Below are 21594 nucleotides of genomic sequence, written 5' to 3' on the forward strand. Positions count from 1 at the left end.
CTCAGGTCTTCGGGATCTCGCGCTCACCTTTGGTGGGCGACCAGACAGTGACGATCATGTGGTCGTCGTCGAGTCGGACGGCCGAGGCTCCCTCGATGTCTGCGACGTAGAACGGCGCGAACCGGCGGCCGCGCAGATCGAATCCGATTGTGGCGTAGAGATGCTCGGCGAACGCGGCGTGCAGGTCGAGATCCTGCTCGTCGTGCACGGTGCCCCAGACCTTGGCGTCACCCTGGCTGATGCGGGTATCGGTGGTGGCCGTGTGCAGCTCGAAGCGAGGGTCGCGGGCAAGGTCCGCGAGCTTGGCGGTGGCGGGCATACCGCCGACGATCAGCCTGCCCTCGAAGATGCGGGGTTCCATCGGGCTGATCCGTGGGGCGCCACTGCGGCGCAGCGTCGAGAGAAAACACAGATTGCGCGTCGCGTGGTGTCGGCGCGCGAACACATCGGAGATCGACGGCGCCTGCTGGGTGAACTCTTGCCAGGAGGTCATGGCCCCACGGTAGGTCGCGATGTCACACCTCGCTGGCAAGATCAGTGTCGTGACGTTCGCACTGACATATCTGCTGGTTCTCGTCGCGGTGGCCGCCGTGCTGTTCGTGCTGGGCTCGATACTGTTCGGCCGCGGGGAGGAGTTGCCGGCGCTCCCCAAGGGCACCACCGCGACAGTCCTGCCCGCCGAGGATGTGGCCGGTGCCGATGTAGACGCCGTCAAGTTCTCATTGGTCTTCCGCGGGTACAAAGCCAGCGAGGTTGATTGGGTGCTGGACCGGCTTGCCCGCCAAATCGACGAGCTGCGCGCCGAGCTCGACGAGGCGCAGGGCGCCCGGGCCGGCATCGAAGCCAATGCCGAATAAGGAGCCCTCCCGCTGCTCCTGGGCCGCCGATCCGCCCGGGTCGACGTTGTACGCCGACTATCACGACAATGAGTGGGGACGCCCGCTGTACGGGCGCGACGCCTTGTTCGAGCGGCTGTGCTTGGAGGCCTTCCAGAGCGGGCTGGCGTGGATCACCATCTTGCGCAAACGTGAGGGGTTCCGTCGTGCGTTCGACGGCTTCACACCGGAGAAGGTTGCCCGGTACGGCGACAAGGACGTGGCGCGGCTGATGGCCGATGCCGACATCGTGCGGAACCGCGCCAAGATCGAGTCGGCCATATCCAATGCCCGCGTCGTCCTCGATTTGGACACCGATCTTTCAGACCTGTTGTGGTCGTTTGCGCCGAAACGCCGCGCCCGGCCGCAGCGTCTTTCCGACGTGCCCGCAGTGACCGATGAGAGCATTGCGATGGCCAAAGAACTCAAACGCCGGGGGTTCCGTTTTGTAGGCCCTACCACGGCATATGCCCTGATGCAGGCCACCGGGATGGTCGACGATCATGTGCGTTCCTGTTGGGTTCCGCGAGCCGAAACCGCCCCCTCCGGAAGGTCCAGTTGAGGGTCTGCTGTCCCCAGATGTCCGCGATAGGGAAGAATGGTCCAGTGAAACGGCAGCTCAGATAGGGAACAATGGTCGGAGATGCCGAACACCCTTGGCTGGAATTTGGAGGGAGCACACGATGGCGGCCATGAAGCCCCGAACCGGCGACGGTCCTCTCGAGGCTACGAAAGAGGGGCGTGGGATCGTTATGCGCGTGCCACTGGAAGGTGGCGGTCGCCTGGTGGTCGAGCTGACCCCCGATGAGGCTGCCGCACTCGGCGACGAACTCAAGAACGTCACCAGCTAGGCCTTGCCTCGGGCGTTAGCCGCAGACTTCTTGATAGATCTGCAGCGTCATTTCCGCGATATGCGCCCACGAGAACTCTTCGATACATCGCGCCCTACCGGCATTCCCAAATTCGGTGGCGCGAGCCGGGTCCGCGACTAATGCGTTGACCGCGTCGGCGAGCCCTGACTCGAAAGCCGCGGCTTCGCTGCTCTCGTACGCCACCAGTGTTTCGGTGACACCGTCGGCAACCACCTCGGGTATGCCACCGACACGCGATGCCACGACCGCTGTGCCACACGCCATCGCCTCAAGATTGACGATGCCCAGCGGTTCGTAGATCGACGGGCATACAAACACCGTTGCCGCGGAAAGTATTTCCCGCAGCTTGGGGATGGGGAGGAATTCACGTATCCAGTGCACTCCGGGACGTACCGCGGCTAGCTCGGTGACGGCACCGGTGATCTGCTCGGCGATCTCGGGAGTGTCCGGCTCGCCGGCACACAAGATCAGCTGCACCTCGGGGGAGAAATGGTGTGCCGCGGCCACCAGGTGCGCGAGACCTTTTTGCCGGGTGATCCGCCCGACGAACACGGCAATCGGGCGATCCAGATCCACGCCCAGCTCGGCGAGGACCGACCCCGGTCGGGTGATCGCCTCGACTGGATCAACCGGATGCCACGTGGTGGTGTCGATTCCGTTGCGCACCACATGGATCCGGCTCGGGTCCAAATCGGGGTAGGTCGCCATGATGTCTTCGCGCATCCCGCTGCTGACCGCGATGACGGCGTCAGCGGCGTGTATCGCCGTGTGTTCCACCCACGAGGACACCCGGTACCCGCCGCCGAGCTGTTCGGCCTTCCACGGGCGACGGGGCTCCAGGGAATGTGCGGTCAAAACGTGTGGGATGCCATGCAGCAGCTTGGCCAGGTGTCCGGCCAGGCCCGTGTACCAGGTGTGTGAATGAGCCACCGACGCACCGGCCACCGCGGCGGCCATCACCAGATCGGCCGACAACGTGGTCAAGGTGGGGTTGGCGCCGTCCAGTGCGGGGTCGGGCCGGTGCACGAAGGCACCGTCGCGGGGTGCGCCCATGCAGTGCACCTCGACATCGCACAGAGTGCGCAGCTGAGCCACCAGTTCAGTGACGTGGACACCGGCACCGCCGTAGACCTCGGGTGGGTACTCCCGCGTCATCATTGCCACCCGCGTCGGGGATGAGCCGCGCGCGTGAAGACCCTCCGTCATAGCCACGACCGTAGTAGGTGGCCCCGACGACCGCAGGCCCGCCGGGGGTGTACAGCTGGCCGCTTCTGCCGAGTGCCGATAGGTTGATTGCTATGAGGGCATCGCCACACGTTCTGGGGATCGTGCTTGCCGGCGGTGAGGGCAAGCGGCTCTACCCACTGACCGCCGACCGCGCGAAACCGGCGGTGCCCTTCGGCGGTGCCTATCGCCTCATCGATTTCGTGCTGAGCAACCTGGTCAACGCGCGGTTCTTGCGTATTTGCGTTCTGACCCAATACAAATCGCACTCGCTGGACCGGCACATCTCGCAGAACTGGCGGCTCTCGGGCCTGGCCGGGGAGTACATCACCCCTGTCCCTGCCCAGCAGCGCCTCGGTCCGCGCTGGTACACCGGGAGCGCCGATGCCATCCATCAGTCACTCAACCTGATCTTCGACGAGGATCCCGAGTACATCGTGGTGTTCGGCGCCGACCACGTGTACCGAATGGATCCCGAGCAGATGCTCGACTTCCACATCGACAGCGGTGCCGGAGTGACCGTGGCGGGTATCCGGGTGCCCCGCAGCGAGGCGAGCGCCTTCGGTTGTATCGACGCCGACGACACCGGCCGTATCCGTGAGTTCGTCGAGAAGCCCGCGGATCCTCCGGGCACACCGGATGATCCCGACGCGGCATTCTTCTCGATGGGCAACTACATCTTCACCACCAAGGAATTGATCGACGTCATTCGTGCCGACGCCGATGACGACCATTCCGACCACGACATGGGCGGTGACATCATTCCCCGGCTGGTGGCCGACGGGCGGGCCGCTGTCTATGACTTCAACACCAACCTGGTGCCCGGCGCCACCGAGCGCGATCACGCGTACTGGCGCGACGTCGGAACCCTCGACGCGTTCTATGACGCGCACATGGATCTGGTTTCGGTGCACCCGGTGTTCAATCTGTACAACCGGCGCTGGCCCATCCGTGGCGAGTCGGAGAACCTCGCGCCTGCCAAGTTCGTCAACGGCGGTTCCGCGCAGGAATCGGTGGTGGGTGCCGGCAGCATCATCTCGGCGGGTTCCGTGCGTAACTCGGTGCTGTCCTCGAATGTCGTCGTCGACGACGGCGCAGTGGTGGAGGGTAGCGTGCTGATGCCCGGTGTGCGGGTGGGCCGTGGAGCGGTGGTGCGGCACGCGATTCTGGACAAGAACGTGGTTGTCGGTGTCGGAGAACAGGTTGGTGTCGATATCGAGCGCGATCGCGAGCGTTTCAACGTCAGCGCGGGCGGCGTGGTCGCGGTCGGCAAGGGCGTCTGGATCTAGCCACTCACCACACCAGGGGCACAAGACGGCTGCGGACCTTCTCGGTGTATTCGTCGTAGCCGGGGAGGTCGTGGCGCAGCATCTTCTCTTCGTCGATAATCCGCACCACCAGTGAGCCGAATGCGGGGATCGCCGCGAGCAGGCCCCAGAACGAACCCAGCGCCAACGGTATGCCCACCATCATCACCAGTGAGCCCGTGTACATCGGGTGGCGCACCAGTCCGTACAGACCGGTTGAGGTGACGGTCTGCCCGGACTCGACGGTGATACTCGCTCCCGCATAGTGGTTCTGGGCCACGACCAGCGTGGCGGCACCCAAGCCGACGATGACCAGTGCCTCTCCGACGATGACCAGCCAGGTCGGTACATGAGACCAGCCGAACCGGTGATCGAAGGCGCTGACGACGACGAGGGCCAGGAAGGAACTCAACAGCACCGTGACCGCGAGCTTCTGTATCAAGCGTGTCTCCGCGATGGGTCCACCGCGCATACGACGTCGCAGCACCTCGGGATTCGTCCTGGCCAAGTAGACCGAGGAAATCGTGGAGCTGATCGCGAAGATCGCCAGAAACACCCAGGCCTGCCAGTAGTCGAACGTTCCCGCGGGCCAGAACAGTGCCGCGCCGAAGACTGCGAGGGCGATGATTCCCGAGACAAGAGCTTGTACACCAGTTTTCATGATCTTCCTTTCTCAGAGGGCGTCACGACGGCGGTAGAACTCGCCCGCGGCTGCGGTGAGCCCGGCGCCGATGACAATGAGGACGAACATGGTCAACCACGGATACTCCACCGGCGCGCTGACCCGCATCACCGGTGAGAACTTCACGATCCAGGACGGCAGCTGCAAGATGCCTGCGTACAGCATGCCCACGGAAAATGCCACCACGAGCCAGCCAATCCAGCTGTGCCGCAGTGTAACTGATAGGGCGGCGATTCCGGCGATCACCAGCAGGGCGGGAATCTGTGCCAATGCGGCGAGCGTGAGACGCCACACCAAATCCGGATTGTGCAACGTGCTCGCCGCGCCCAGTCCACTGCCCAGGCCGGCGATCAGCATCAGAATCGCACTGCCCACCAGCGTCACCGCGACCGCGGACAGCAGCCAGTTCCAGCGCGATACGGCACGCGCCAGTACGGCTTCGGCGATGCCGCTCTGTTCATCCTTGGCGAGCCTTATGATCGCCGACACCACGTACGCGGTGACCGCGATGGCGAGCACCTGATTGAAGGTGGCGAAGATGCTGTCCAGGCCGTGGGCCTGGAATGCCCGGCTCAACAGTGGGTTGGTGTCGATCGAATCCCGCAGGCTCTTGGCCATCGACCCGAAGGCCATACCGCTCAGGAAGATTCCGGCTCCCCATCCGGTGAGCAGCCCGCGTTGCAGCTGCAGGTTAAGCCCGAAGACCGACCTGATCTCGGGGGCATTGGCGTCCTCGCCACGCGAGGGCAGCACCCCCGCGTCGTATTGGCGGTGTCCTTCGAGCGCGTGCGCGGCGAGCATCAGGGCCACGGTGGTGCCGATCAGCAGGAGGAGGGGCCACCAACGCAGATCGACGAATGGTCGCATCTGCTGGGCCCACGCCAGGGGCGAGAACCAACTCAGTGCGCTGCCCTTGTTGTCGATGATGTCGCCGAGTCCGCGGATCACGACGGCTGCCGCCAGGGAGGCCATCGCGACACCGGTGGCGGCTCGGGAGGTGCGCCACAGTTGGGAGGTGACCGCCGCGATACCGGCGAAAACCATGGAGGCTCCGGTGATTCCGAGACTGATTCCGAGACTGTCGGCGACATCGAATCCCGCGGCGGACAACGCGATCGTCATGGCCAGGGCCAGAACGGCGTTCATCAGCCCCACCACGATGAGCGCCGCGTAGGTGCGTGCCTGGTGGCCGACGACCGCCGACATGACCAGTTCAGCACCACCGGATTCCTCTTCGGCGCGGGTATGCCGGATGACCGTCAGGATGGACATGATGGCGGCGGCGGCGATCATGACGGTCATCAGTTCGTTCGCCACCATGACGCCGATATCGGTTTCGTTGATGCCAAAGTTTGGCCCGCCCATGATGATTCCGGCAGGGGTCTTCATCATGGTGACCCGGGCCATGCGGTCGGCGGACGTCGGATACATCGACGCGAACGCCAGTGGGGTATAGGTCATCAGCAGCGTCAGCCAGCCGACCCACATGCAGATCCGGAACCTGTCGCGGCGTAGCGCCAACAGGATCAGGGTGCCTGTTCCGGTCAACGGCTGTTTCGGGGTGCCGCCCGAAATCGGCTGGCGCATGGGGAGCGTTGCGAAGTCGGTGGTCATCGCGGTACGCCCTGATACTCGCGCATGAAGAGCTCTTCAAGTGATGCCGGTGTCACGGTGAGGTCGACGATCCCGAGGCTTGCCAGCTGTTCCATGGTGCGGTCCAGATCGCTGCGATCCACCGTGAAGGAGGCCCGGTTGCCGCCGATCGTGAGGTCGCGCAGCTGTGGAATCGATTTGAGTCCAGAGGGATTCGCCAGTGTGCGTACCGTCACGGAGGTCCGCATGACATGGCGCAGCTCGGCCAGGGAGCCGGATAGGACCGCGCGTCCGGCGCGGACAATGGTCACGCGGTGGCACAGCTTCTCCACCTCGGCCAGGATGTGGCTCGACAGCAACACCGCACAGCCTCGCGTGGCCACTTCGGCCACGCACTCCTGGAAGACCGTCTCCATCAGCGGATCCAGGCCGGACGTCGGCTCGTCGAGTATGAACAGTTCGGCGTCGGAGCAGAACGCCGCGATGAGCGCCACCTTCTGACGGTTGCCCTTGGAATAGGTGCGTGCCTTCTTGGTGGGGTCGAGTTCGAAACGCTCGATGAGCTCGTTGCGCCTCGGTAGTGAAATATGTTCGGTGCCACGCATTCTGGTGAGGAAGTCAATTGCCTGCCCGCCGGTGAGGTTGGGCCACAGCGTGACGTCCCCGGGCACGTAGGCGATGAGCCGATGGAGATCGACGGCGTTGACCCACGGGTCGCCGTCAAGGAGCTGCACCGTGCCGGAGTCGGCGCGCAGCAGGCCCAGAAGTACCCGAATGGTGGTGGACTTTCCCGCGCCGTTGGGGCCGAGGAAGCCCGCCACCTCGCCGTGGGCGACCGAAAGATCGAGCCCGTCGAGCGCCTTGGTCTTCCCGAATGACTTCGAGAGGCCGCGTATTTCGACCGCGAGGTTGGTATACATCACTTCGAGTCTCCTCCGTTGCGAGAGTTTTCCTGTTGTGCTGCAAACGCATCGAGCATGGTGGAGTCGGTCATCAGGCCTTCGGTGTAGACCTCGATGGCAGGGAAGATCAGCTCATCGGAGTAGCGGCGCAAGATCGTGCCCAGGTCGTCCTCGGGGTACATCTGTACGTAGATCGATAGCGCGCCCACGCCGTTCAGGGAGAGCCACAGCGCCCTGCCCTTGGGATTACGGCTCGGCTTGACCGTGCCCGCGCGGACTCCGTCGTCCAGATATGCCTCGGCGTTCTCGATGGAGTGCTGAAGAAATGCGCGGCCGGGCTCTCCACCCGATTGCACACTGAGCAGCAGGTACCTGACCATCGGAGCGAACGTCTCGATCTCGTCGATGGCGTCGAGCCAGACCTTGGGGTCGTTGGAGGTCAGCGTGCGCGATTTCTCCGAGCGGATGTACTCCAACAGGTATTCGTCTACCGCCTGGCGGAGCCCGTCCTTGGATCCGTAGTGATGGATAACCAGTGCGGGGCTCACTCCCGCGGCTTCGGCGATCGCTCGCACGCTGGTGTTCAGTCCCTGCTCGCCCCACAACTTGATGGCGGCATCCCGGATGCGGGCGGCTGCGGTGAGGTCATCGGCTGAACGCATGTTTAGTACGTTAAACACACGTTCAGTCTGACGTCAAGGATCCGGCCCGCGTCAGATGAAGGTTTTGACGAAAACGAGGCGAAAGGTGTCGCCGAAACTACGGTTTCCGCGTCAGTCGCGAGTGGCGGCGAGCAGGCCGTCTCCCAGCGGGATCAGCACCGCGGTGAACCGGCCATCATCGGCGATGATGCGCGCGGCCTCGCGAACTCCGACCACATCGGGATCGTTGGCGGCGGGGTCACCCGCGCGTCCGCCGGCGGATACCCCGTGGATCACTACTGCGCCGCCCGGGCGCAGCAGTCGAATCCCACCGGCCAGGAACTCGGGTTGATCGGCCGGTGCGGCATCAATGACAAGCAGGTCGTACGACTCGTCGGCCAGCCGTGGCAAGACCTCCTGGGCGCGCCCACCGATCAGCCGGGTGCGCGACGGAGCGATGGCCGCCTCGGAAAACGCCTGTTTGGCACTGCGCTGGTGCTCGGGCTCCAGATCGATGGTGGTCAGCACGCCGTCCTCGCGCATTCCGGAGAGCAGCCACAGGCCGCTGACGCCCGCACCCGTGCCGACCTCGACGACGGCCTTGCCGCCGGAAAGGCGTGCGAAGACACTGAGAAGGGCGCCGACAGCGGGCGTTACCGGGCCCGCGCCCAGGTCGACGGCGCGTTCCCGGGCGGCGGCGACAATGTCGTCTTCGGAGATGGCGCCCTCGGCGTGGCTGACCATCGCCTCGACGCGGGATCGATCTGCGCTGCTGGTCACGATTCGATCCTGTCGAGCGGGAGGGGATCTGTCCCGCGACACGCCGAACTCATCGAGGATGTGACGGGTTTCTTGTCCCGGATCCCCCGGCGAGATCGGATCGAGACCGCATTCTCAGGAAGAGTTAAGTTAGCTCATAAGTGGCCCACACCTCGGTGATAGAAGGTCATTCACATGTCGCGATCCATCCTGAACGAGAGCCCGAGTGCCCCCCGCCTATCTGGGAATAACACCCGTGGCATCCGGGTTGAGCAGGCTGACAGCTTCCCCATTGGGGGTGAGGCCGCCACAACCGAACAGGAGGAACACGCGATTTCGCTTACGCGTATCAGCGAGTCGGCCGAATACACCGACTTCGTCGAGGCCATCGATCCCGCCGAACTATCCGGGACCGCAGTGTTCGATGCCACCGGAGACCAGGCAGCCATGCCGTCTTGGGACGAGCTGGTTCGTGAGCATGCCGACCGCGTGTACCGCCTGGCCTACCGCCTGTCGGGCAACCCGCAAGACGCTGAGGACCTGACTCAGGAAACCTTCATCAGGGTCTTCCGCTCGCTGCAGAACTACCAGCCCGGCACCTTCGAGGGCTGGCTGCACCGCATCACCACCAACCTGTTCCTCGACATGGTCCGCCGCCGTGGCCGCATTCGCATGGAGGCGCTGCCCGAGGATTACGACCGCGTCCCGGCGACCGACCCAGATCCCGAGCAGATCTACCACGACGCCCAGCTGGGCGCCGATCTGCAAGCCGCGCTGGACTCGCTGGCACCGGAGTTCCGTGCCGCCGTGGTGCTGTGTGACATCGAAGGTCTGTCCTACGAGGAAATCGGCGCCACCCTGGATGTGAAACTCGGCACCGTCCGCAGCCGCATCCACCGCGGTCGCCAGGCCATCCGCGAGTATCTGGCTGCGCACTCGTCGGCGTCCGCGCTCGCGGCTGCCGAGTAGCGCGCAACACCATTGGTGCAGGTTGGTACGCAATGAGTACATTCGCGCGCTATCTTCGAGTTAGGTCGGCACGAGTCCGCCGGCCCTACCGGACCGAAGGGAGCGTCGCCGTGGTGGATAGCGGCTCGTTCCGGCGAGCGTTCTCGAGTTTCTCGTCGTTCTCCCGGCTGCCGTCCCCATTCGCCTCGCAGAGCGAGGCGCCGGTGGGTGCCCCGCGCCAGTTCGGATCGACCGAGCATCTGTCCACAGAGGCGATAGCCGCGTTCGTGGATGGCGAGCTCCGGATGAGCGCGCACCTGCGAGCGGCGCACCACCTGTCGATGTGCGCCGAATGCGCGCTGGAGATCGACGCACAGCGCCAAGCGCGCAGCGCACTGCGTGATTCCGGGGGCATCCGGGTGCCGGTTTCGTTGCTCGGGTTGCTCAGTCAGATTCCGCACATCCCGCATGAGGCCGCACCGCCTTCACCGTCTTCACATGAGGGCGACTTGCCGCCCGCGTTAGCCAGTGATGAGGTGCGTCGTCGTCGTAAGCGCCGGTAGGGTGGGCCGGTGACCGCACATCAGGACACCGCCCCCCGGTTGGCGCCGCGCCCGGTTGACCGGCCGCCCGTCGATCCGGCTTCGCAGCGGGCTTTCGGCCGTCCTTCGGGGGTATCCGGTTCGTTCCAGGGGGCGGACAAGTACCGAGACCAGGGGGAGTACACACCGCGCGTGGGTCCGCCCGACCCCGTGCTGGCTCAGGCTTTCGGACGGCCCGATAACGCCACGACTTCCTTGCAACGTCATCCCGCCGATGCCGGCAAGCTCAACGCCGTCGACGAGGGTCCGGATGCCGCGGAGGATCCGTGGCGCGACCCGACCGCGCAGGTGCAGTTGGGCAGGCCCGCGGTCACCAAGGCACCCGTCGCGCTCGACGGCACGCCCGCCCCGAAGCTGGGCGTCCGTGAGGTCCTTTTCGGCGGCCGGGTTTCCATCCCGGCGCTCGCCGTCCTTGCGGCGATCGCGCTGCTGATCGGCCTGGTCGGCGGCATTGTGGGCCGCAAGACGGCCGAGGTGGTGCAGGCTTTCACCACCTCGAAGGTCACCTTGACCACCGACGACAGCACCCAGCCCGATGAGTCACGCTTCACGGCGGTCGCCAACGCCGTCAAAAGCGCGGTGGTGACCATTGAGGCCAGCTCTGACGATGAGGTAGCGCAGGGTTCGGGGGTCGTCATCGATCCCAAGGGCTATGTCATCACCAACAATCACGTGATCTCCGATGCCGCGAAGAATCCCGGCAAGTTCAAGATCGAAGTCATCTTCAACGACAGCAAGAAGGTGCCCGCCAACCTTGTGGGTCGTGACCCCAAGACCGACATTGCGGTGCTGAAGGTGGACAACGTCGACAACCTGACCGTGGCGCGCCTGGGCGACTCGGACAAGGTCGCCGTCGGTGCCGAGGTCATTGCCTTCGGTTCACCGCTGGGTCTGCGCAGCACGGTCACCAGCGGCATCATCAGCGCGCTGCACCGTCCGGTGCCGCTCTCGGGTGAGGGAAGCGATACCGACACGGTGATCGATGCGCTTCAGACCGATGCCGCTATCAACCACGGAAACTCCGGTGGTCCGCTCATTGACATGAAGTCCCAGGTGATCGGGATCAACACGGCCGGAAAGTCGTTGAGCGACAGCTCGAGTGGTCTCGGATTCGCCATCCCGATCAACGAGGCTGCCGAGGTCGCGCAGTCGCTTATCCGCGACGGCAAGATCGTGCACGCGACGCTGGGCATCAGCAGCCGCACGGTGAGCAATGCGACGGCTACCGGCGCCGAGGTGGCCAACGTCAAGGCCGGCAGCCCCGCCGAAAAGGGCGGCATGCTGGAGAACGATGTCGTGGTCAAGGTGGGTGACCGGACGGTGGCCGACGCCGATGAGTTCGTGGTCGCGGTGCGGCAGCTGAAGATTGGACAGGAAGCCACCATTACGGTGCTGCGTCAGGGCCGTCCCGTCGAGCTCAAAGTTACTCCCGGCCCCGACGGTTCCTGATGTTCGGCAGTGTCGGCTGGGGGGAGCTGTTAGTCCTGCTGGTCGTGGGGCTCGTGGTGCTTGGTCCCGAGCGGTTGCCGGGGGCGATCCAGTGGACCACCGAGTCGCTGCGCAAGGTCCGTGACTACGCCAGTGGCGCGACGGCCTCGCTGCGTGAGGAGCTTGGGCCGGAGTTCGATGACGTGCGCAAGCCGCTCGCCGAGCTGCAGAAGCTGCGCGGTATGACGCCACGTGCCGTCATTACCAAACATCTTCTGGACGGCGATGATTCGGTGCTCGATTCGTTGACCAAGCCGCTTGAAGACGTGAAGAAGGCGGTCTCGGAGCCGGCCCCGACGCCCGTGGCCAACCCTGATCTCACCAAGCCCGGGGAGCCCGGCCCTACCCGCTACGACGCCGACGCGACCTAGTTGCGGCGGGCGGTGTCGATGTTCAGCGACATGCCCGCCAGTCCGCGGCTACGTGTCGAGAGCTTGTCGGCGACCGCCCGAAGTGCCTGGCCCGCTGCCGAATCCGGCTGACTGAGCACGATGGGCAGCCCGTCGTCGCCGCCCTCACGTACCGCTGGGTCGAGCGGAATCTGGCCGAGCAGTGGCACTTTCGTGCCGACCACCCTGGTCAGGCTTTCGGCGACGGTGTCGCCGCCGCCGGATCCGAACACCTCCATACGGGTGCCGTCGGGCAGCACCAGCCAGGACATGTTCTCCACGACGCCGACGATGCGCTGACGCGTCTGGGTCGCGATCGCTCCCGCGCGCTCGGCCACCTCGGCGGCGGCCTGCTGCGGCGTGGTGACCACCAGAATCTCGGCACCGGGAATGAGCTGCGCCACCGAGATCGCCACGTCGCCGGTACCCGGCGGCAGATCCAGCAGCAGCACGTCAAGGTCTCCCCAGAAGACGTCGGCCAGGAACTGCTGCAGGGCACGATGCAGCATCGGCCCGCGCCACACCACCGGGGTGTTGCCCTGAGTGAACTGGGCGATGGAGATGACCTTCACGTCGTGGGCGACCGGCGGCAGGATCATCCGTTCGACCTGAGTGGGGCGATCCGAGGTGCCCATCATGCGCGGTACCGAATGGCCATAGATATCGGCGTCGAGCAGCCCGACCGAGAGCCCCTTGGCTGCCATTGCCGCCGCGAGGTTGACGGTCACACTGGACTTTCCGACGCCGCCCTTTCCCGATGCCACCGCGTACACCCGGGTAAGCGATCCGGGCTGGGCGAAGGGAATGACGGGCTCGGCGCTATCGCCACGCAACTGCTTGCGCAACTCGGTGCGCTGCTCGTCGTTCATCACATCCAGCAGCACGCGCACGGTGCCTACGCCTTCGACGTCGGCGGCGGCCTGGGTTACTCGTTCGGCGATCTCCGCCTTCTTCGGGCATCCGGAGGTGGTGAGGTAGATCCCGATCTCGACGTTGTGGGCGTCGTCGAAGGTGATGTCCTTGACCATCCCCAATTCAGTGATGGGGCGGCGAAGTTCGGGATCGATAACCCCGGCGAGTGCACTGCGCACGGCCGTGGTGAGCTCGGATGTCACTACCCGAGTCTAGGGCGTGCGGTTTACGGCTTTGGCGCTGCCGGTCCCGGTGCTGGTCCGGGGGCCGGCCCGAGCTCCACTGGCGGCGGAGGTGGAGCGAACGGGTTGAACGGCTGTGGGGCCGGTGCGAACGGGTTGAAGGGTTCAGCCGGCGGCGGTGCGAACGGGTTGAAGGGCTCGGCCGGCGGCGGTGGTGCGCAGAAGAACACGCACGGTGCCTGCGGGGCCTCGGGCGCCGGCGTGCCGGCGGCGGGTGGGCCCACGACGCCGACCCGGTCCGGTGTCAGCGGGGTGAGGATCGGCAGCTGGGCCAGCGGGTCATTGGGGGAGAGTCCGGCGACGTCGGTCGCCGAGCCGGGCCCAAGCCCACGTGACTCGCCGCCGCCCAGGTGAGCCTTGCGCTCGGGTGCGACATCGGCGGCGGTCAGCGGTGGCAGGTTGAGCGGAATGACCCCGGTGGCGTAACCAGCGGCCCAGGCGAGCACGTTCTGTGCATAGGCCACCGAATTGTTGTAGCGCAGGATGGACGACATCACCTGCGAGCGATCCCGCAAATTCAATCCGCCGCTGCATAAATAGCGGGCGGCGGCCAGGCTCGCGTCGAAGACGTTCTGTGGATCGGCCTTTCCGTCGCCGTCACCGTCGGAGGCGTAGTGGTTCCATGTGCTCGGCAGGAACTGCATGGGGCCCATGGCCCGGACGTACACCTGTGCACCTTGGGTGCGGCTCTGCTCATGGTCGACGATGACTTCGTTGCCCGGAAGACTGCCATCCAGGCTCGGGCCATAGATGGGACGCACCACACGGCCTTTGATATCGGTGGCGCCGTTGTTGGCATGCCCTGATTCGATGCGGCCGATGCCCGCCAGCAGGTTCCAGCTGACGCCGCAACCGGGCGCGGCCTTGGCCATCATCCGTTCGGCGTTTTGGTAGGCGTCCAATGCGATCTTCGGGATACCAAGTCCCCCGGGGGCCATCACGATTCCCGGTGGCGGCGGCGCGATCGCGGCGCTCGGCGCGACACGGTACTGCGTCGGTGGGCGCATCACGGTCACCAGATTCAGCGGGCCCATTTCCGCCTGCTCGGCGACGGCGGAGGCCAGTGGGACCGGAACGGGTACGACGGCCTGCCCGCTGACTTGCGCACCACTGGCCGCCACGGCAGAGCCAACGACCACCAGGGCGCTCAGTCCGCCCACTCGGAGCCAGGGCACTGGGGCGCCTGCGACGCGGAGCACCGCATCACGGGCATGCTTGACCGACGACGCAACCCAACCCGGAAGCTCCACTGCGCCCCTATCTCTCGGGCCCTTGCTTATTCGCTGTGGTCCCAATCTGCCGGCACCCATTCTGACGTATGCAGTCGTGACGGATGTGACCGATGTGAACCGGAGCAACCATACCGGCGAGATGTCGGTCCGGTTGCAAAATGGGCAAACCCCAGCGAATTTCGGATCCTCGACGAATCTCCCCTGGCCATGGCGAGTTCGGCGGGCGCCCGAAGCAAAAATGGGCGAGTGGCTATCTCGGGCCGCATAGACCGCGGTTTATCTGACTTACAGTCAGTGTCTGGACGTAAAAGTAATCAATTGATAGCGTTGCAGTATGACCGCTTCACCAGATGTCGCCGTCCGCTGGGAGCTTGGCTCCGATCGTCCCCGCGAGGATTACGGATTCTTCGGACCGGACTCACCGACGTGGAAGGTGTGGACCAGCCCCACCGCACTTATCGGGTTTCAGCGCTCGGTGGTGCTCGAGCACTTCGAGCCCCATCTGGCTGCCGCCGTGGCCGATTCGGCGGGCATTTATCGGGATCCGCGAGGGCGGATGGATGGAACCCTCGCCTACTTCCTCATCGTCGCGACCGCCGATTCGCGTACCGCGGTTGAGGCCTCTGAGCACCTGCAGAAGGTTCACGCTCGCTCCAAAGGCACCGACCCGGTGACCGGCAAGCGATACAGCGCCAATGATCCGGCCTCGCAGCTCTGGATCCACGTCACCGGCTGGCATTCGGTGCTCAAGTGCTACGAGATGTTCGGTCCCGGGCCGCTGAGCCAGGCCGAGGAGGACCGCTACTGGTCCGAGTGCGTGATCGCCGCCGAGCTGCAGACCGTCAATCCGGCCGACGTTCCCCGGTCCCGTGACGAGGTGCGTCAGTACTTCGCCCAGATGCGTCCCGCCCTGTGTACCTCTGAGCGGGCACAGCACGCGATGCACTACCTGCTGCGCACCCCGCGGTCGGGCAGCAATCTGCGGTTCTGGGCAGTCAGTCGGATGATGGCCCCGGCGACCATCGCGACCCTGCCACGGTGGATGCGGGAGCTGGGGCAATTTGATCAGCCGGGAATCGTTGACGCCGCGTACCGGCCGTTGGTATCGGCAGCCATGTCGATCGCCAGCGTTCCCGCGGTGGAAGACTCCATCGCGCGATTCGCCAAGCTGCCGATGACGGCAACGACCCTGCGGGACTTCCACGCGGGCAAGACACCCGCGCGTGCGGTCACCGTCACTCCCGCCGAAGCCAAGGAGCGGTACGGGAGGCGCGCCACCGCATAATGCGGCGCTTTACGCTGGCTAGTTGTGACAGCTCCCACCTACCGTCCGCGCCGCACCACTCTGGCCGTTCCGGGCAGCAGCCAGAAGATGATCGACAAGGCGAAAACCCTTCCCGCAGATGAGGTTTTCCTCGACCTTGAGGATGCCGTCGCGGCACCGGCCAAGGTGGAGGCGCGTCAGCGCATTGTCGATGCCCTCAATGCGCCGGGATGGTCCGGCCAGCTGCGATCGGTGCGCGTCAATGACTGGACCACCGAGTGGACCTATGCGGATGTGGTGGAGGTTGTCACGCGAGCCGGCGGCAACATCGACAACATTCTGCTGCCCAAGGTGGTGGACGCATCGCATGTGACGGCGCTGGATCTGCTGCTGACCCAGGTTGAGCGTTCACGGGGTCTTGAGGTGGGTGCGATCGGGATCCAGGCGCAAATCGAGAATGCCGAAGGCCTCACCAACATCGATGCGATCGCATCGGCGAGCCCGCGGGTGCAGTCGTTGGTCTTCGGCCCCGCGGACTTCATGGCCAGTCTCGGCATGCGCACTCTGGTTGTCGGGGAGCAGCCTCCGGGCTATGACGGCGAGGCCTATCACCATGTGCTGATGACCATCCTGGTTGCCGCGCGCACCCATGGCATCGACGCCATTGACGGCCCCTATCTCAAGGTGCGCGACGTCGATGCCTTCCGGGTTGCGGCCGGTCGTTCGGCCGCGCTGGGCTTTGACGGGAAGTGGGTGCTGCACCCCGCGCAGGTCGAGGCCGGCAACGAGATCTTCAGCCCGCGCCAGGAGGACTACGACAGGGCCGAACTCATCCTGGACGCCTACGAGTGGCACACCTCGGTGGCAGGCGGCGCACGTGGCGCGGTGATGCTCGGGGACGAGATGATCGACGAGGCCAGCCGCAAGATGGCCCTGGTGATCGCCGGCAAAGGACGCGCCGCGGGTATGGCGCGGCAGGCGCCCCCGTTCGAGCCCCCGGCGGGCTAGTACGAACTGGAACTGCCGCCCGAAGCGACGCCGATGATCATGATCAGCACCCAGAACACGATCACCGCAGCACCGATGATGATCCCGGCGATGGCGACGCCCTTGCCGTCCTGCGGCGAGGTCTTGAGCTGGTTGAGCGCGATGAAGCCCATGATGACTCCGGCAATCGATCCGATGCCGCAGAAGACGCCGACGATCGACGCGATCAACGAACCGATGGCCAGCGGGTTGGTGCCGCCACCGGTCTGCCCGTAGGCACCGTATCCGTACGGGTCGGCGTATCCGGGTGCCGGATACCCGGGATAACCACCGGCAGTGGGATAGCCCGGCGGCGGGTATGGGCCCGGCTGTCCCGACTGATACGGCGGATACGTCTGGCCATATTGCGGATAGGCCGGCGGTGCCGTCGGATACGGCGGGACACCCGTGGGATAGGCGGGAGGAGTGGTCGGATAGGCGGGGTAGGACGGGGGAGGTCCGGGCGTCTCCCACGCCGGGGGAATGCTCGGAGGCACCTGGCTGGCCGATGAAGCGGCATCGGCCGGCGGCGCGGACTGTTCCAGGGACGGATACTCGTATCCGGACGAGGCGTCGGGGCCGGTGCCGGAGGGTTCGTTGCCCGGGGTAGTCATGGCGCAAACCTAGCGTATCGAGGGCGTTTCTGGCCGCGCTGCGGGCGGAAAGTCGCAGGTCGCGGTCAAAGGGGCACCATCTGGTGCGGTCGGGCGTTAAATGGGTGCTAGCTAGCGCGCTACCGTGCATCACCGACTTCTGCAGGAGGATCGAACTCGTGGGACAACCGCTCACACCCGGGCAGCCACAGCGCTCGACGTCACCGCGTTCCCCGTTGTCTTCGTCCCTGTCTTTGCCGACGCCACCGCAAGGTTGGCCCATCGGTTCGTACCCGACGTACGCGGAGGCTCAGCGCGCTGTTGACTACTTGTCCGATCAGCAATTCCCGGTCGAGAACGTCACCATCGTCGGCGTGAACTTGATGCAGGTCGAACGGGTGACCGGCCGATTGTCATGGCCCAAGGTGCTCGGCGGGGGCATGCTCAGCGGAGCGTGGCTGGGCCTGTTCATCGGCCTGGTGCTGGGGATGTTCAGCACCAATCTGGCCGGCTCACTCGTCGTGGGACTTACCGTTGGATTGGTGTTCGGATTGGTCACCGCCGCGGTGCCCTATGCGATGACGAGGGGCACAAGGGATTTCGCATCAACCATGCAGCTTGTCGCGGGTCGCTATGACGTGCTGTGTGAGCCGGCGCAGGCAGAAGCCGCGCGTGACATGTTGGCCAAACTAGCTATCTGAGCCTGCTCGGCTGTGAGCCGTATGGCGTTGGCCTGCGGCGTTGCCCGCGCCCCCGATAGTGGGACGCGCGCACCGAACATGTTGCATGTCACCTGGTTTTAGCTCTACGGTTGCCGCGCGGGACGGGTGTGCCCGCCGTACCGGCACACGGAGGTGCCGAGACGCGTCAACGGACCAGGAGGCGGTCGTGTTGGAGTCGTCGGCCGGATGGTTCCGACGGAAGGGTGTGGCGCTGGGCGTCACGTGCCTGACGCTGGCTTCGCTGACGGGATGCGCCCGCTCCGACGACGGCATCGTCATCCGCTTCTACACCCCGGCCAGTGAGGCCGCGACCTTCACGGCTGCTGCGCAACGATGCAATAAGGAACTGGGTGGGCGGTTCACCATCCGGCAGGTGAGCCTTCCGAAGCGCGCCGATGAGCAACGGCTGCAGCTGGCTCGCCGATTGACCGGTAACGACCGCACCCTCGACCTGATGGGCATGGACGTGGTGTGGACCGCGGAGTTCGCCGAAGCGGGTTGGGCGCTACCGCTTTCGGACGATCCGGCGGGTGTCACCGATGCCAACGCCCAGCGCGACACTCTCGCAGGTCCGCTGGCCAGCGCCCGCTGGAAGGACAAGCTGTACGCCGCCCCGTTGAGTACCAACACTCAACTGCTCTGGTACCGCAAGGACTTGGTTCCGGAACCACCCGAGACGTGGGATCAGACGGTGCAGGAAGCCGAGGGCTTCGCGCGATCTGGCGGACCTAGCTGGATTGCGTTGCAGGGCAAGCAGTACGAGGGCCTGGTGGTGTTGTTCAACACCCTGCTGGTCAGTGCCGGCGGCTCGGTGCTGGGCGATGACGGCAAGCGAGTCACCTTGACCGATACCCCGGAGCATCGCGCCGCCACGGTCACCGCCCTGCGGATCATCAAATCGATCGCGACGGCCGACGGTGCCGACCCCTCGATTACCCAGACCGATGAGGGCACAGCGCGTTTGGCCTTTGAGCAAGGTAAGGCCGCCTTTGAGATCAATTGGCCGTTCGTGATGGCCAGCATGATGGAGAACGCGATCAAGGGTGGAGTTCCGTTCCTCCGTCTGGATCGGCGCCCTGACCTGACCAGTGCGATCGCCGGTGCGGGACGCTTCGAACCGAACGACGAGCAGTTCACGGCCGCGTACGAGGCAGCCAGTGCGGCACTTGGTTTCGCACCCTTCCCGTCGGCGGTCGCGGGGCAGCCCGCCAGGGTCACCATCGGTGGGCTGAACATCGCGGTTGCCAAAACAACGCGCTACAAGGCACAGGCCTTCGAGGCGTTGAACTGCCTGCGAAGCCGCGAGAACCAGAAGGCGACGGCAATCGAGGGCGGCCTGCCCGCGGTGGACGCCTCTCTCTATGACGATCCCGAATTCCAGGCCAAGTACCCCGCGTACGCGATCATCCGAGAGCAGCTCGCCAATGCCGCGGTGCGTCCGGCCTCCCCGTACTACCAAGCCATCTCGACGCGAGTCTCGGCTGCGCTGGCGCCGATCACCGGAATCGATCCCGAGCGCACCGCCGATCTGCTCACCGATCAGGTACAGAAGGCCGTGGACGGACGGGGGCTGATCCCATGACCAGTTCGGGTGTCAAAGGGGCCTCGGCGGGGAAGAAGGCCGAGCGGCGTCTCGGTCTCCTACTCATCGCACCGGCAGCGCTTCTCATGCTCGCGGTTACCGCATACCCCATCTGCTATGCCATCTGGCTCAGCCTGCAGAAGTACAGCCTGGCCAGCCCGCAGGACCGCAAATTGGTGTGGTTCGACAACTACGTCACGGTGCTGACCGACAGATATTGGTGGAGCGCCCTGGTGGTCACGCTTGCGATCACGGTGATTTCGGTGGTCATCGAGCTAGTACTCGGCCTGACCCTCGCGCTGGTGATGCATCGAACGATCTTCGGGAAGGGCCTGGTGCGCACTGCCGTGCTGATTCCCTACGGAATCGTCACCGTCGCAGCGTCTTACAGCTGGTACTACGCGTGGACTCCGGGTACGGGATATCTGGCGAATCTTCTTCCGTCGGGTAGTGCGCCACTGACACAACAGATTCCATCGCTGGCGGTGGTGATCTTGGCGGAGGTGTGGAAGACCACGCCGTTCATGGCTCTGCTGTTGCTGGCCGGCCTGGCGCTAGTCCCCGACGACTTGTTGAAGGCCGCTCAGGTTGACGGTGCCAACGGCTGGAGCAGACTGATCCGCGTCACCATCCCGATCATGAAACCAGCGATTCTCGTGGCGTTGCTGTTCCGAACTTTGGATGCCTTCCGGATTTTCGACAACATCTACGTGCTCACCGGCGGCAGCAACAACACGGGGTCGGTGTCGATCCTGGGGTACGACAACTTGTTCAAGGCCTTCAACGTCGGTCTTGGTTCGGCGATCAGTGTCCTGATCTTCCTGTGTGTGGCCATCATCGCGTTCATCTTCATCAAGGTTTTCGGTGCCGCGGCCCCGACGGCCGATGACGAAGGGGCAAGACGATGAGCCGCACCGCGCCCTCGCGCGCCGCGGGTTGGGTGATCGCCGATGTGTTGGTGCTGTGCTACGCGCTGGTACCGGTGCTGTGGGTGCTGAGCCTGTCACTCAAACCCACCGCGACGGTCAAGGATGGCAAGTTCTTCCCATGGCCTGTGACGCTTGATAACTACCGCAGCATCTTCAGCGGAAACGTGTTCACCTCGGCACTGGTGAACTCCATCGGCATTGGGCTCATCGCGACACTGATCGCCGTCAGCGTGGGCACCATGGCCGCGTACGCGGTGGCGCGACTGGACTTTCCAGGGAAGAAGGCCCTCGTCGGCGCGGCCCTGCTCATCGCGATGTTCCCGCAGATCTCGCTGGTGACGCCGATCTTCAACATCGAGCGCTCGGTCGGCCTGTTCGACACCTGGCCGGGACTGATCATCCCGTACATCACCTTCGCGTTACCCCTGGCCATCTACACACTGTCGGCGTTCTTCCGCGAGATCCCTTGGGAATTGGAGAAGGCCGCCAAGATGGATGGGGCCACACCGGCACAGGCTTTCTGGAAGGTCATCGCACCGTTGGCCACGCCGGGCATTGTCACGTCCGCGATCCTGGTGTTCATCTTCGCCTGGAACGACCTACTGCTGGCGATCTCGCTGACAGCCACGGACCGATCCATCACGGCCCCGGTCGCCATCGCGAACTTCACCGGTAGTTCGCAATTCGAGGAGCCCACCGGATCGATTGCCGCGGGTGCCATCGTCATCACGGTGCCGATCATCATCTTCGTGCTCATATTCCAACGACGGATCGTTGCCGGACTGACCTCCGGTGCAGTGAAGGGTTAGC

General features: G+C 65.0%; 24 protein-coding genes. 14 read left to right on the forward strand and 10 right to left on the reverse strand.

Annotation, left to right across the window (positions count from 1 at the left end):
* Window position 1: 1 nt before the first annotated feature.
* A complete protein-coding gene (locus BB28_RS06475) occupies window positions 2-493 on the reverse strand; it encodes a pyridoxamine 5'-phosphate oxidase family protein (RefSeq protein WP_046252906.1) in 492 nt (163 codons plus the stop codon).
* Between the two features lie 49 nt (window positions 494-542).
* On the opposite strand from BB28_RS06475, the gene BB28_RS06480 reads away from it, so the two are divergent.
* The 3 genes from BB28_RS06480 to BB28_RS24445 all read left to right on the forward strand — a co-directional run bounded on the left by BB28_RS06480 (window position 543) and on the right by BB28_RS24445 (window position 1726).
* Entirely contained in the window at window positions 543-857 is a 315-nt protein-coding gene (locus BB28_RS06480; RefSeq protein ID WP_109550651.1) for a DivIVA domain-containing protein, read from the forward strand.
* A complete protein-coding gene (locus BB28_RS06485) occupies window positions 847-1437 on the forward strand; it encodes a DNA-3-methyladenine glycosylase I (protein WP_046252908.1) in 591 nt (196 codons plus the stop codon). The genes BB28_RS06480 and BB28_RS06485 overlap by 11 nt, the downstream gene beginning before the upstream one ends.
* Window positions 1438-1558: 121 nt before the next feature.
* Entirely contained in the window at window positions 1559-1726 is a 168-nt protein-coding gene (locus BB28_RS24445) for a DUF3117 domain-containing protein (protein ID WP_005059648.1), read from the forward strand.
* Between the two features lie 15 nt (window positions 1727-1741).
* Here BB28_RS24445 and glgA read toward each other — a convergent pair whose 3' ends face one another.
* Window positions 1742-2953 (reverse strand): glycogen synthase, encoded by a 1212-nt coding sequence (glgA, locus tag BB28_RS06490; RefSeq protein ID WP_109550628.1) that lies wholly within the window; start codon window positions 2951-2953, stop codon window positions 1742-1744.
* A 92-nt stretch (window positions 2954-3045) separates the two neighbouring features.
* Between glgA and glgC the strand changes: the two genes are divergently transcribed.
* Window positions 3046-4260, forward strand: a complete 1215-nt coding sequence (gene glgC / locus BB28_RS06495) for a glucose-1-phosphate adenylyltransferase (RefSeq protein WP_046252909.1) — start codon at window positions 3046-3048, stop codon at window positions 4258-4260.
* Between the two features lie 4 nt (window positions 4261-4264).
* Here the strand turns inward: glgC and BB28_RS06500 are convergent, their stop codons facing one another.
* The 5 genes from BB28_RS06500 to BB28_RS06520 all read right to left on the reverse strand — a co-directional run bounded on the left by BB28_RS06500 (window position 4265) and on the right by BB28_RS06520 (window position 8876).
* Window positions 4265-4939 (reverse strand): methyltransferase family protein, encoded by a 675-nt coding sequence (locus tag BB28_RS06500; protein WP_046252910.1) that lies wholly within the window; start codon window positions 4937-4939, stop codon window positions 4265-4267.
* Window positions 4940-4951: 12 nt separating this feature from the next.
* Window positions 4952-6574, reverse strand: a complete 1623-nt coding sequence (locus BB28_RS06505; protein ID WP_075874220.1) for an ABC transporter permease — start codon at window positions 6572-6574, stop codon at window positions 4952-4954.
* Complete coding sequence (locus tag BB28_RS06510) at window positions 6571-7476, reverse strand: ABC transporter ATP-binding protein (RefSeq protein WP_075874219.1); 906 nt, start codon at window positions 7474-7476, stop codon at window positions 6571-6573. The genes BB28_RS06505 and BB28_RS06510 overlap by 4 nt, the downstream gene beginning before the upstream one ends.
* Window positions 7473-8117 carry a TetR/AcrR family transcriptional regulator gene (locus BB28_RS06515; RefSeq protein ID WP_046252912.1) on the reverse strand — a complete coding sequence of 215 codons (645 nt, stop codon included), beginning with the start codon at window positions 8115-8117 and terminating at the stop codon, window positions 7473-7475. Before BB28_RS06515 ends, BB28_RS06510 begins: the two co-directional genes overlap by 4 nt.
* Before the next feature lie 111 nt (window positions 8118-8228).
* A complete protein-coding gene (locus BB28_RS06520) occupies window positions 8229-8876 on the reverse strand; it encodes an O-methyltransferase (RefSeq protein WP_070925942.1) in 648 nt (215 codons plus the stop codon).
* 174 nt (window positions 8877-9050) lie between these two features.
* Here BB28_RS06520 and sigE point away from each other — a divergent pair, with 174 nt between their 5' ends.
* The 4 genes from sigE (at window position 9051) to tatB (ending at window position 12264) form a co-directional block, all read left to right on the forward strand.
* The gene (sigE, locus tag BB28_RS06525) at window positions 9051-9824 is read left to right on the forward strand and encodes an RNA polymerase sigma factor SigE (protein ID WP_046252913.1); all 774 of its coding nucleotides are present in this window, start codon (window positions 9051-9053) and stop codon (window positions 9822-9824) included.
* A 110-nt stretch (window positions 9825-9934) separates the two neighbouring features.
* Window positions 9935-10366, forward strand: coding sequence for an anti-sigma E factor RseA (gene rseA / locus BB28_RS06530; protein ID WP_109365309.1), 432 nt, complete (start codon window positions 9935-9937; stop codon window positions 10364-10366).
* 9 nt (window positions 10367-10375) lie between these two features.
* Window positions 10376-11854: a serine protease HtrA gene (htrA, locus tag BB28_RS06535; protein ID WP_046252914.1), complete on the forward strand. Its 1479-nt coding sequence runs from the start codon at window positions 10376-10378 to the stop codon at window positions 11852-11854.
* A complete protein-coding gene (gene tatB / locus BB28_RS06540) occupies window positions 11854-12264 on the forward strand; it encodes a Sec-independent protein translocase protein TatB (protein WP_030094807.1) in 411 nt (136 codons plus the stop codon). The genes htrA and tatB overlap by 1 nt, the downstream gene beginning before the upstream one ends.
* Here the strand turns inward: tatB and BB28_RS06545 are convergent.
* Window positions 12261-13397 carry an Mrp/NBP35 family ATP-binding protein gene (locus BB28_RS06545; RefSeq protein WP_109550627.1) on the reverse strand — a complete coding sequence of 379 codons (1137 nt, stop codon included), beginning with the start codon at window positions 13395-13397 and terminating at the stop codon, window positions 12261-12263. The two genes, tatB and BB28_RS06545, sit on opposite strands and share 4 nt — an antisense overlap.
* A 23-nt stretch (window positions 13398-13420) precedes the next feature.
* Complete coding sequence (locus BB28_RS06550) at window positions 13421-14686, reverse strand: lytic transglycosylase domain-containing protein (protein WP_046252915.1); 1266 nt, start codon at window positions 14684-14686, stop codon at window positions 13421-13423.
* A 316-nt stretch (window positions 14687-15002) separates the two neighbouring features.
* Here BB28_RS06550 and BB28_RS06555 point away from each other — a divergent pair, with 316 nt between their 5' ends.
* On the forward strand, window positions 15003-15953 hold the full coding sequence (locus tag BB28_RS06555; RefSeq protein ID WP_046252916.1) for an oxygenase MpaB family protein: 951 nt from the start codon (window positions 15003-15005) through the stop codon (window positions 15951-15953).
* A gap of 24 nt (window positions 15954-15977) precedes the next feature.
* The gene (locus tag BB28_RS06560; protein WP_046252917.1) at window positions 15978-16940 is read left to right on the forward strand and encodes an HpcH/HpaI aldolase/citrate lyase family protein; all 963 of its coding nucleotides are present in this window, start codon (window positions 15978-15980) and stop codon (window positions 16938-16940) included.
* Here BB28_RS06560 and BB28_RS06565 read toward each other — a convergent pair.
* Window positions 16937-17572, reverse strand: a complete 636-nt coding sequence (locus BB28_RS06565; RefSeq protein ID WP_046252918.1) for a DUF4190 domain-containing protein — start codon at window positions 17570-17572, stop codon at window positions 16937-16939. The two genes, BB28_RS06560 and BB28_RS06565, sit on opposite strands and share 4 nt — an antisense overlap.
* A 158-nt stretch (window positions 17573-17730) precedes the next feature.
* Between BB28_RS06565 and BB28_RS06570 the strand changes: the two genes are divergently transcribed.
* From BB28_RS06570 to BB28_RS06585, 4 genes are all read left to right on the forward strand, one after another.
* Entirely contained in the window at window positions 17731-18252 is a 522-nt protein-coding gene (locus BB28_RS06570) for a YflT domain-containing protein (protein ID WP_030094813.1), read from the forward strand.
* A gap of 187 nt (window positions 18253-18439) precedes the next feature.
* Window positions 18440-19855, forward strand: a complete 1416-nt coding sequence (locus tag BB28_RS06575) for an ABC transporter substrate-binding protein (RefSeq protein WP_046252919.1) — start codon at window positions 18440-18442, stop codon at window positions 19853-19855.
* On the forward strand, window positions 19852-20763 hold the full coding sequence (locus BB28_RS06580) for a carbohydrate ABC transporter permease (protein ID WP_046252920.1): 912 nt from the start codon (window positions 19852-19854) through the stop codon (window positions 20761-20763). Before BB28_RS06575 ends, BB28_RS06580 begins: the two co-directional genes overlap by 4 nt.
* The gene (locus BB28_RS06585; protein WP_046252921.1) at window positions 20760-21593 is read left to right on the forward strand and encodes a carbohydrate ABC transporter permease; all 834 of its coding nucleotides are present in this window, start codon (window positions 20760-20762) and stop codon (window positions 21591-21593) included. Before BB28_RS06580 ends, BB28_RS06585 begins: the two co-directional genes overlap by 4 nt.
* The last annotated feature ends 1 nt before the right edge of the window (window position 21594 follow it).

The sequence above is a fragment of the Mycobacteroides chelonae CCUG 47445 genome, assembly GCF_001632805.1.
GTDB classification, from domain to species: Bacteria; Actinomycetota; Actinomycetes; order Mycobacteriales; family Mycobacteriaceae; genus Mycobacterium; species Mycobacterium chelonae.

Bases quoted from the DNA above. Each gene is read 5' to 3' on its own strand.
- BB28_RS24445 (WP_005059648.1), top strand. From the start codon at position 1,559: ATGGCGGCCATGAAGCCCCGAACCGGCGACGGTCCTCTCGAGGCTACG.
- BB28_RS06475 (WP_046252906.1), bottom strand. From the start codon at position 493: ATGACCTCCTGGCAAGAGTTCACCCAGCAGGCGCCGTCGATCTCCGAT.
- tatB (WP_030094807.1), top strand. From the start codon at position 11,854: ATGTTCGGCAGTGTCGGCTGGGGGGAGCTGTTAGTCCTGCTGGTCGTG.
- glgA (WP_109550628.1), bottom strand. From the start codon at position 2,953: ATGACGGAGGGTCTTCACGCGCGCGGCTCATCCCCGACGCGGGTGGCA.
- BB28_RS06580 (WP_046252920.1), top strand. From the start codon at position 19,852: ATGACCAGTTCGGGTGTCAAAGGGGCCTCGGCGGGGAAGAAGGCCGAG.
- BB28_RS06505 (WP_075874220.1), bottom strand. From the start codon at position 6,574: ATGACCACCGACTTCGCAACGCTCCCCATGCGCCAGCCGATTTCGGGC.
- BB28_RS06555 (WP_046252916.1), top strand. From the start codon at position 15,003: ATGACCGCTTCACCAGATGTCGCCGTCCGCTGGGAGCTTGGCTCCGAT.
- sigE (WP_046252913.1), top strand. From the start codon at position 9,051: ATGTCGCGATCCATCCTGAACGAGAGCCCGAGTGCCCCCCGCCTATCT.
- BB28_RS06500 (WP_046252910.1), bottom strand. From the start codon at position 4,939: ATGAAAACTGGTGTACAAGCTCTTGTCTCGGGAATCATCGCCCTCGCA.
- glgC (WP_046252909.1), top strand. From the start codon at position 3,046: ATGAGGGCATCGCCACACGTTCTGGGGATCGTGCTTGCCGGCGGTGAG.
- BB28_RS06485 (WP_046252908.1), top strand. From the start codon at position 847: ATGCCGAATAAGGAGCCCTCCCGCTGCTCCTGGGCCGCCGATCCGCCC.
- BB28_RS06585 (WP_046252921.1), top strand. From the start codon at position 20,760: ATGAGCCGCACCGCGCCCTCGCGCGCCGCGGGTTGGGTGATCGCCGAT.
- BB28_RS06515 (WP_046252912.1), bottom strand. From the start codon at position 8,117: ATGCGTTCAGCCGATGACCTCACCGCAGCCGCCCGCATCCGGGATGCC.
- BB28_RS06565 (WP_046252918.1), bottom strand. From the start codon at position 17,572: ATGACTACCCCGGGCAACGAACCCTCCGGCACCGGCCCCGACGCCTCG.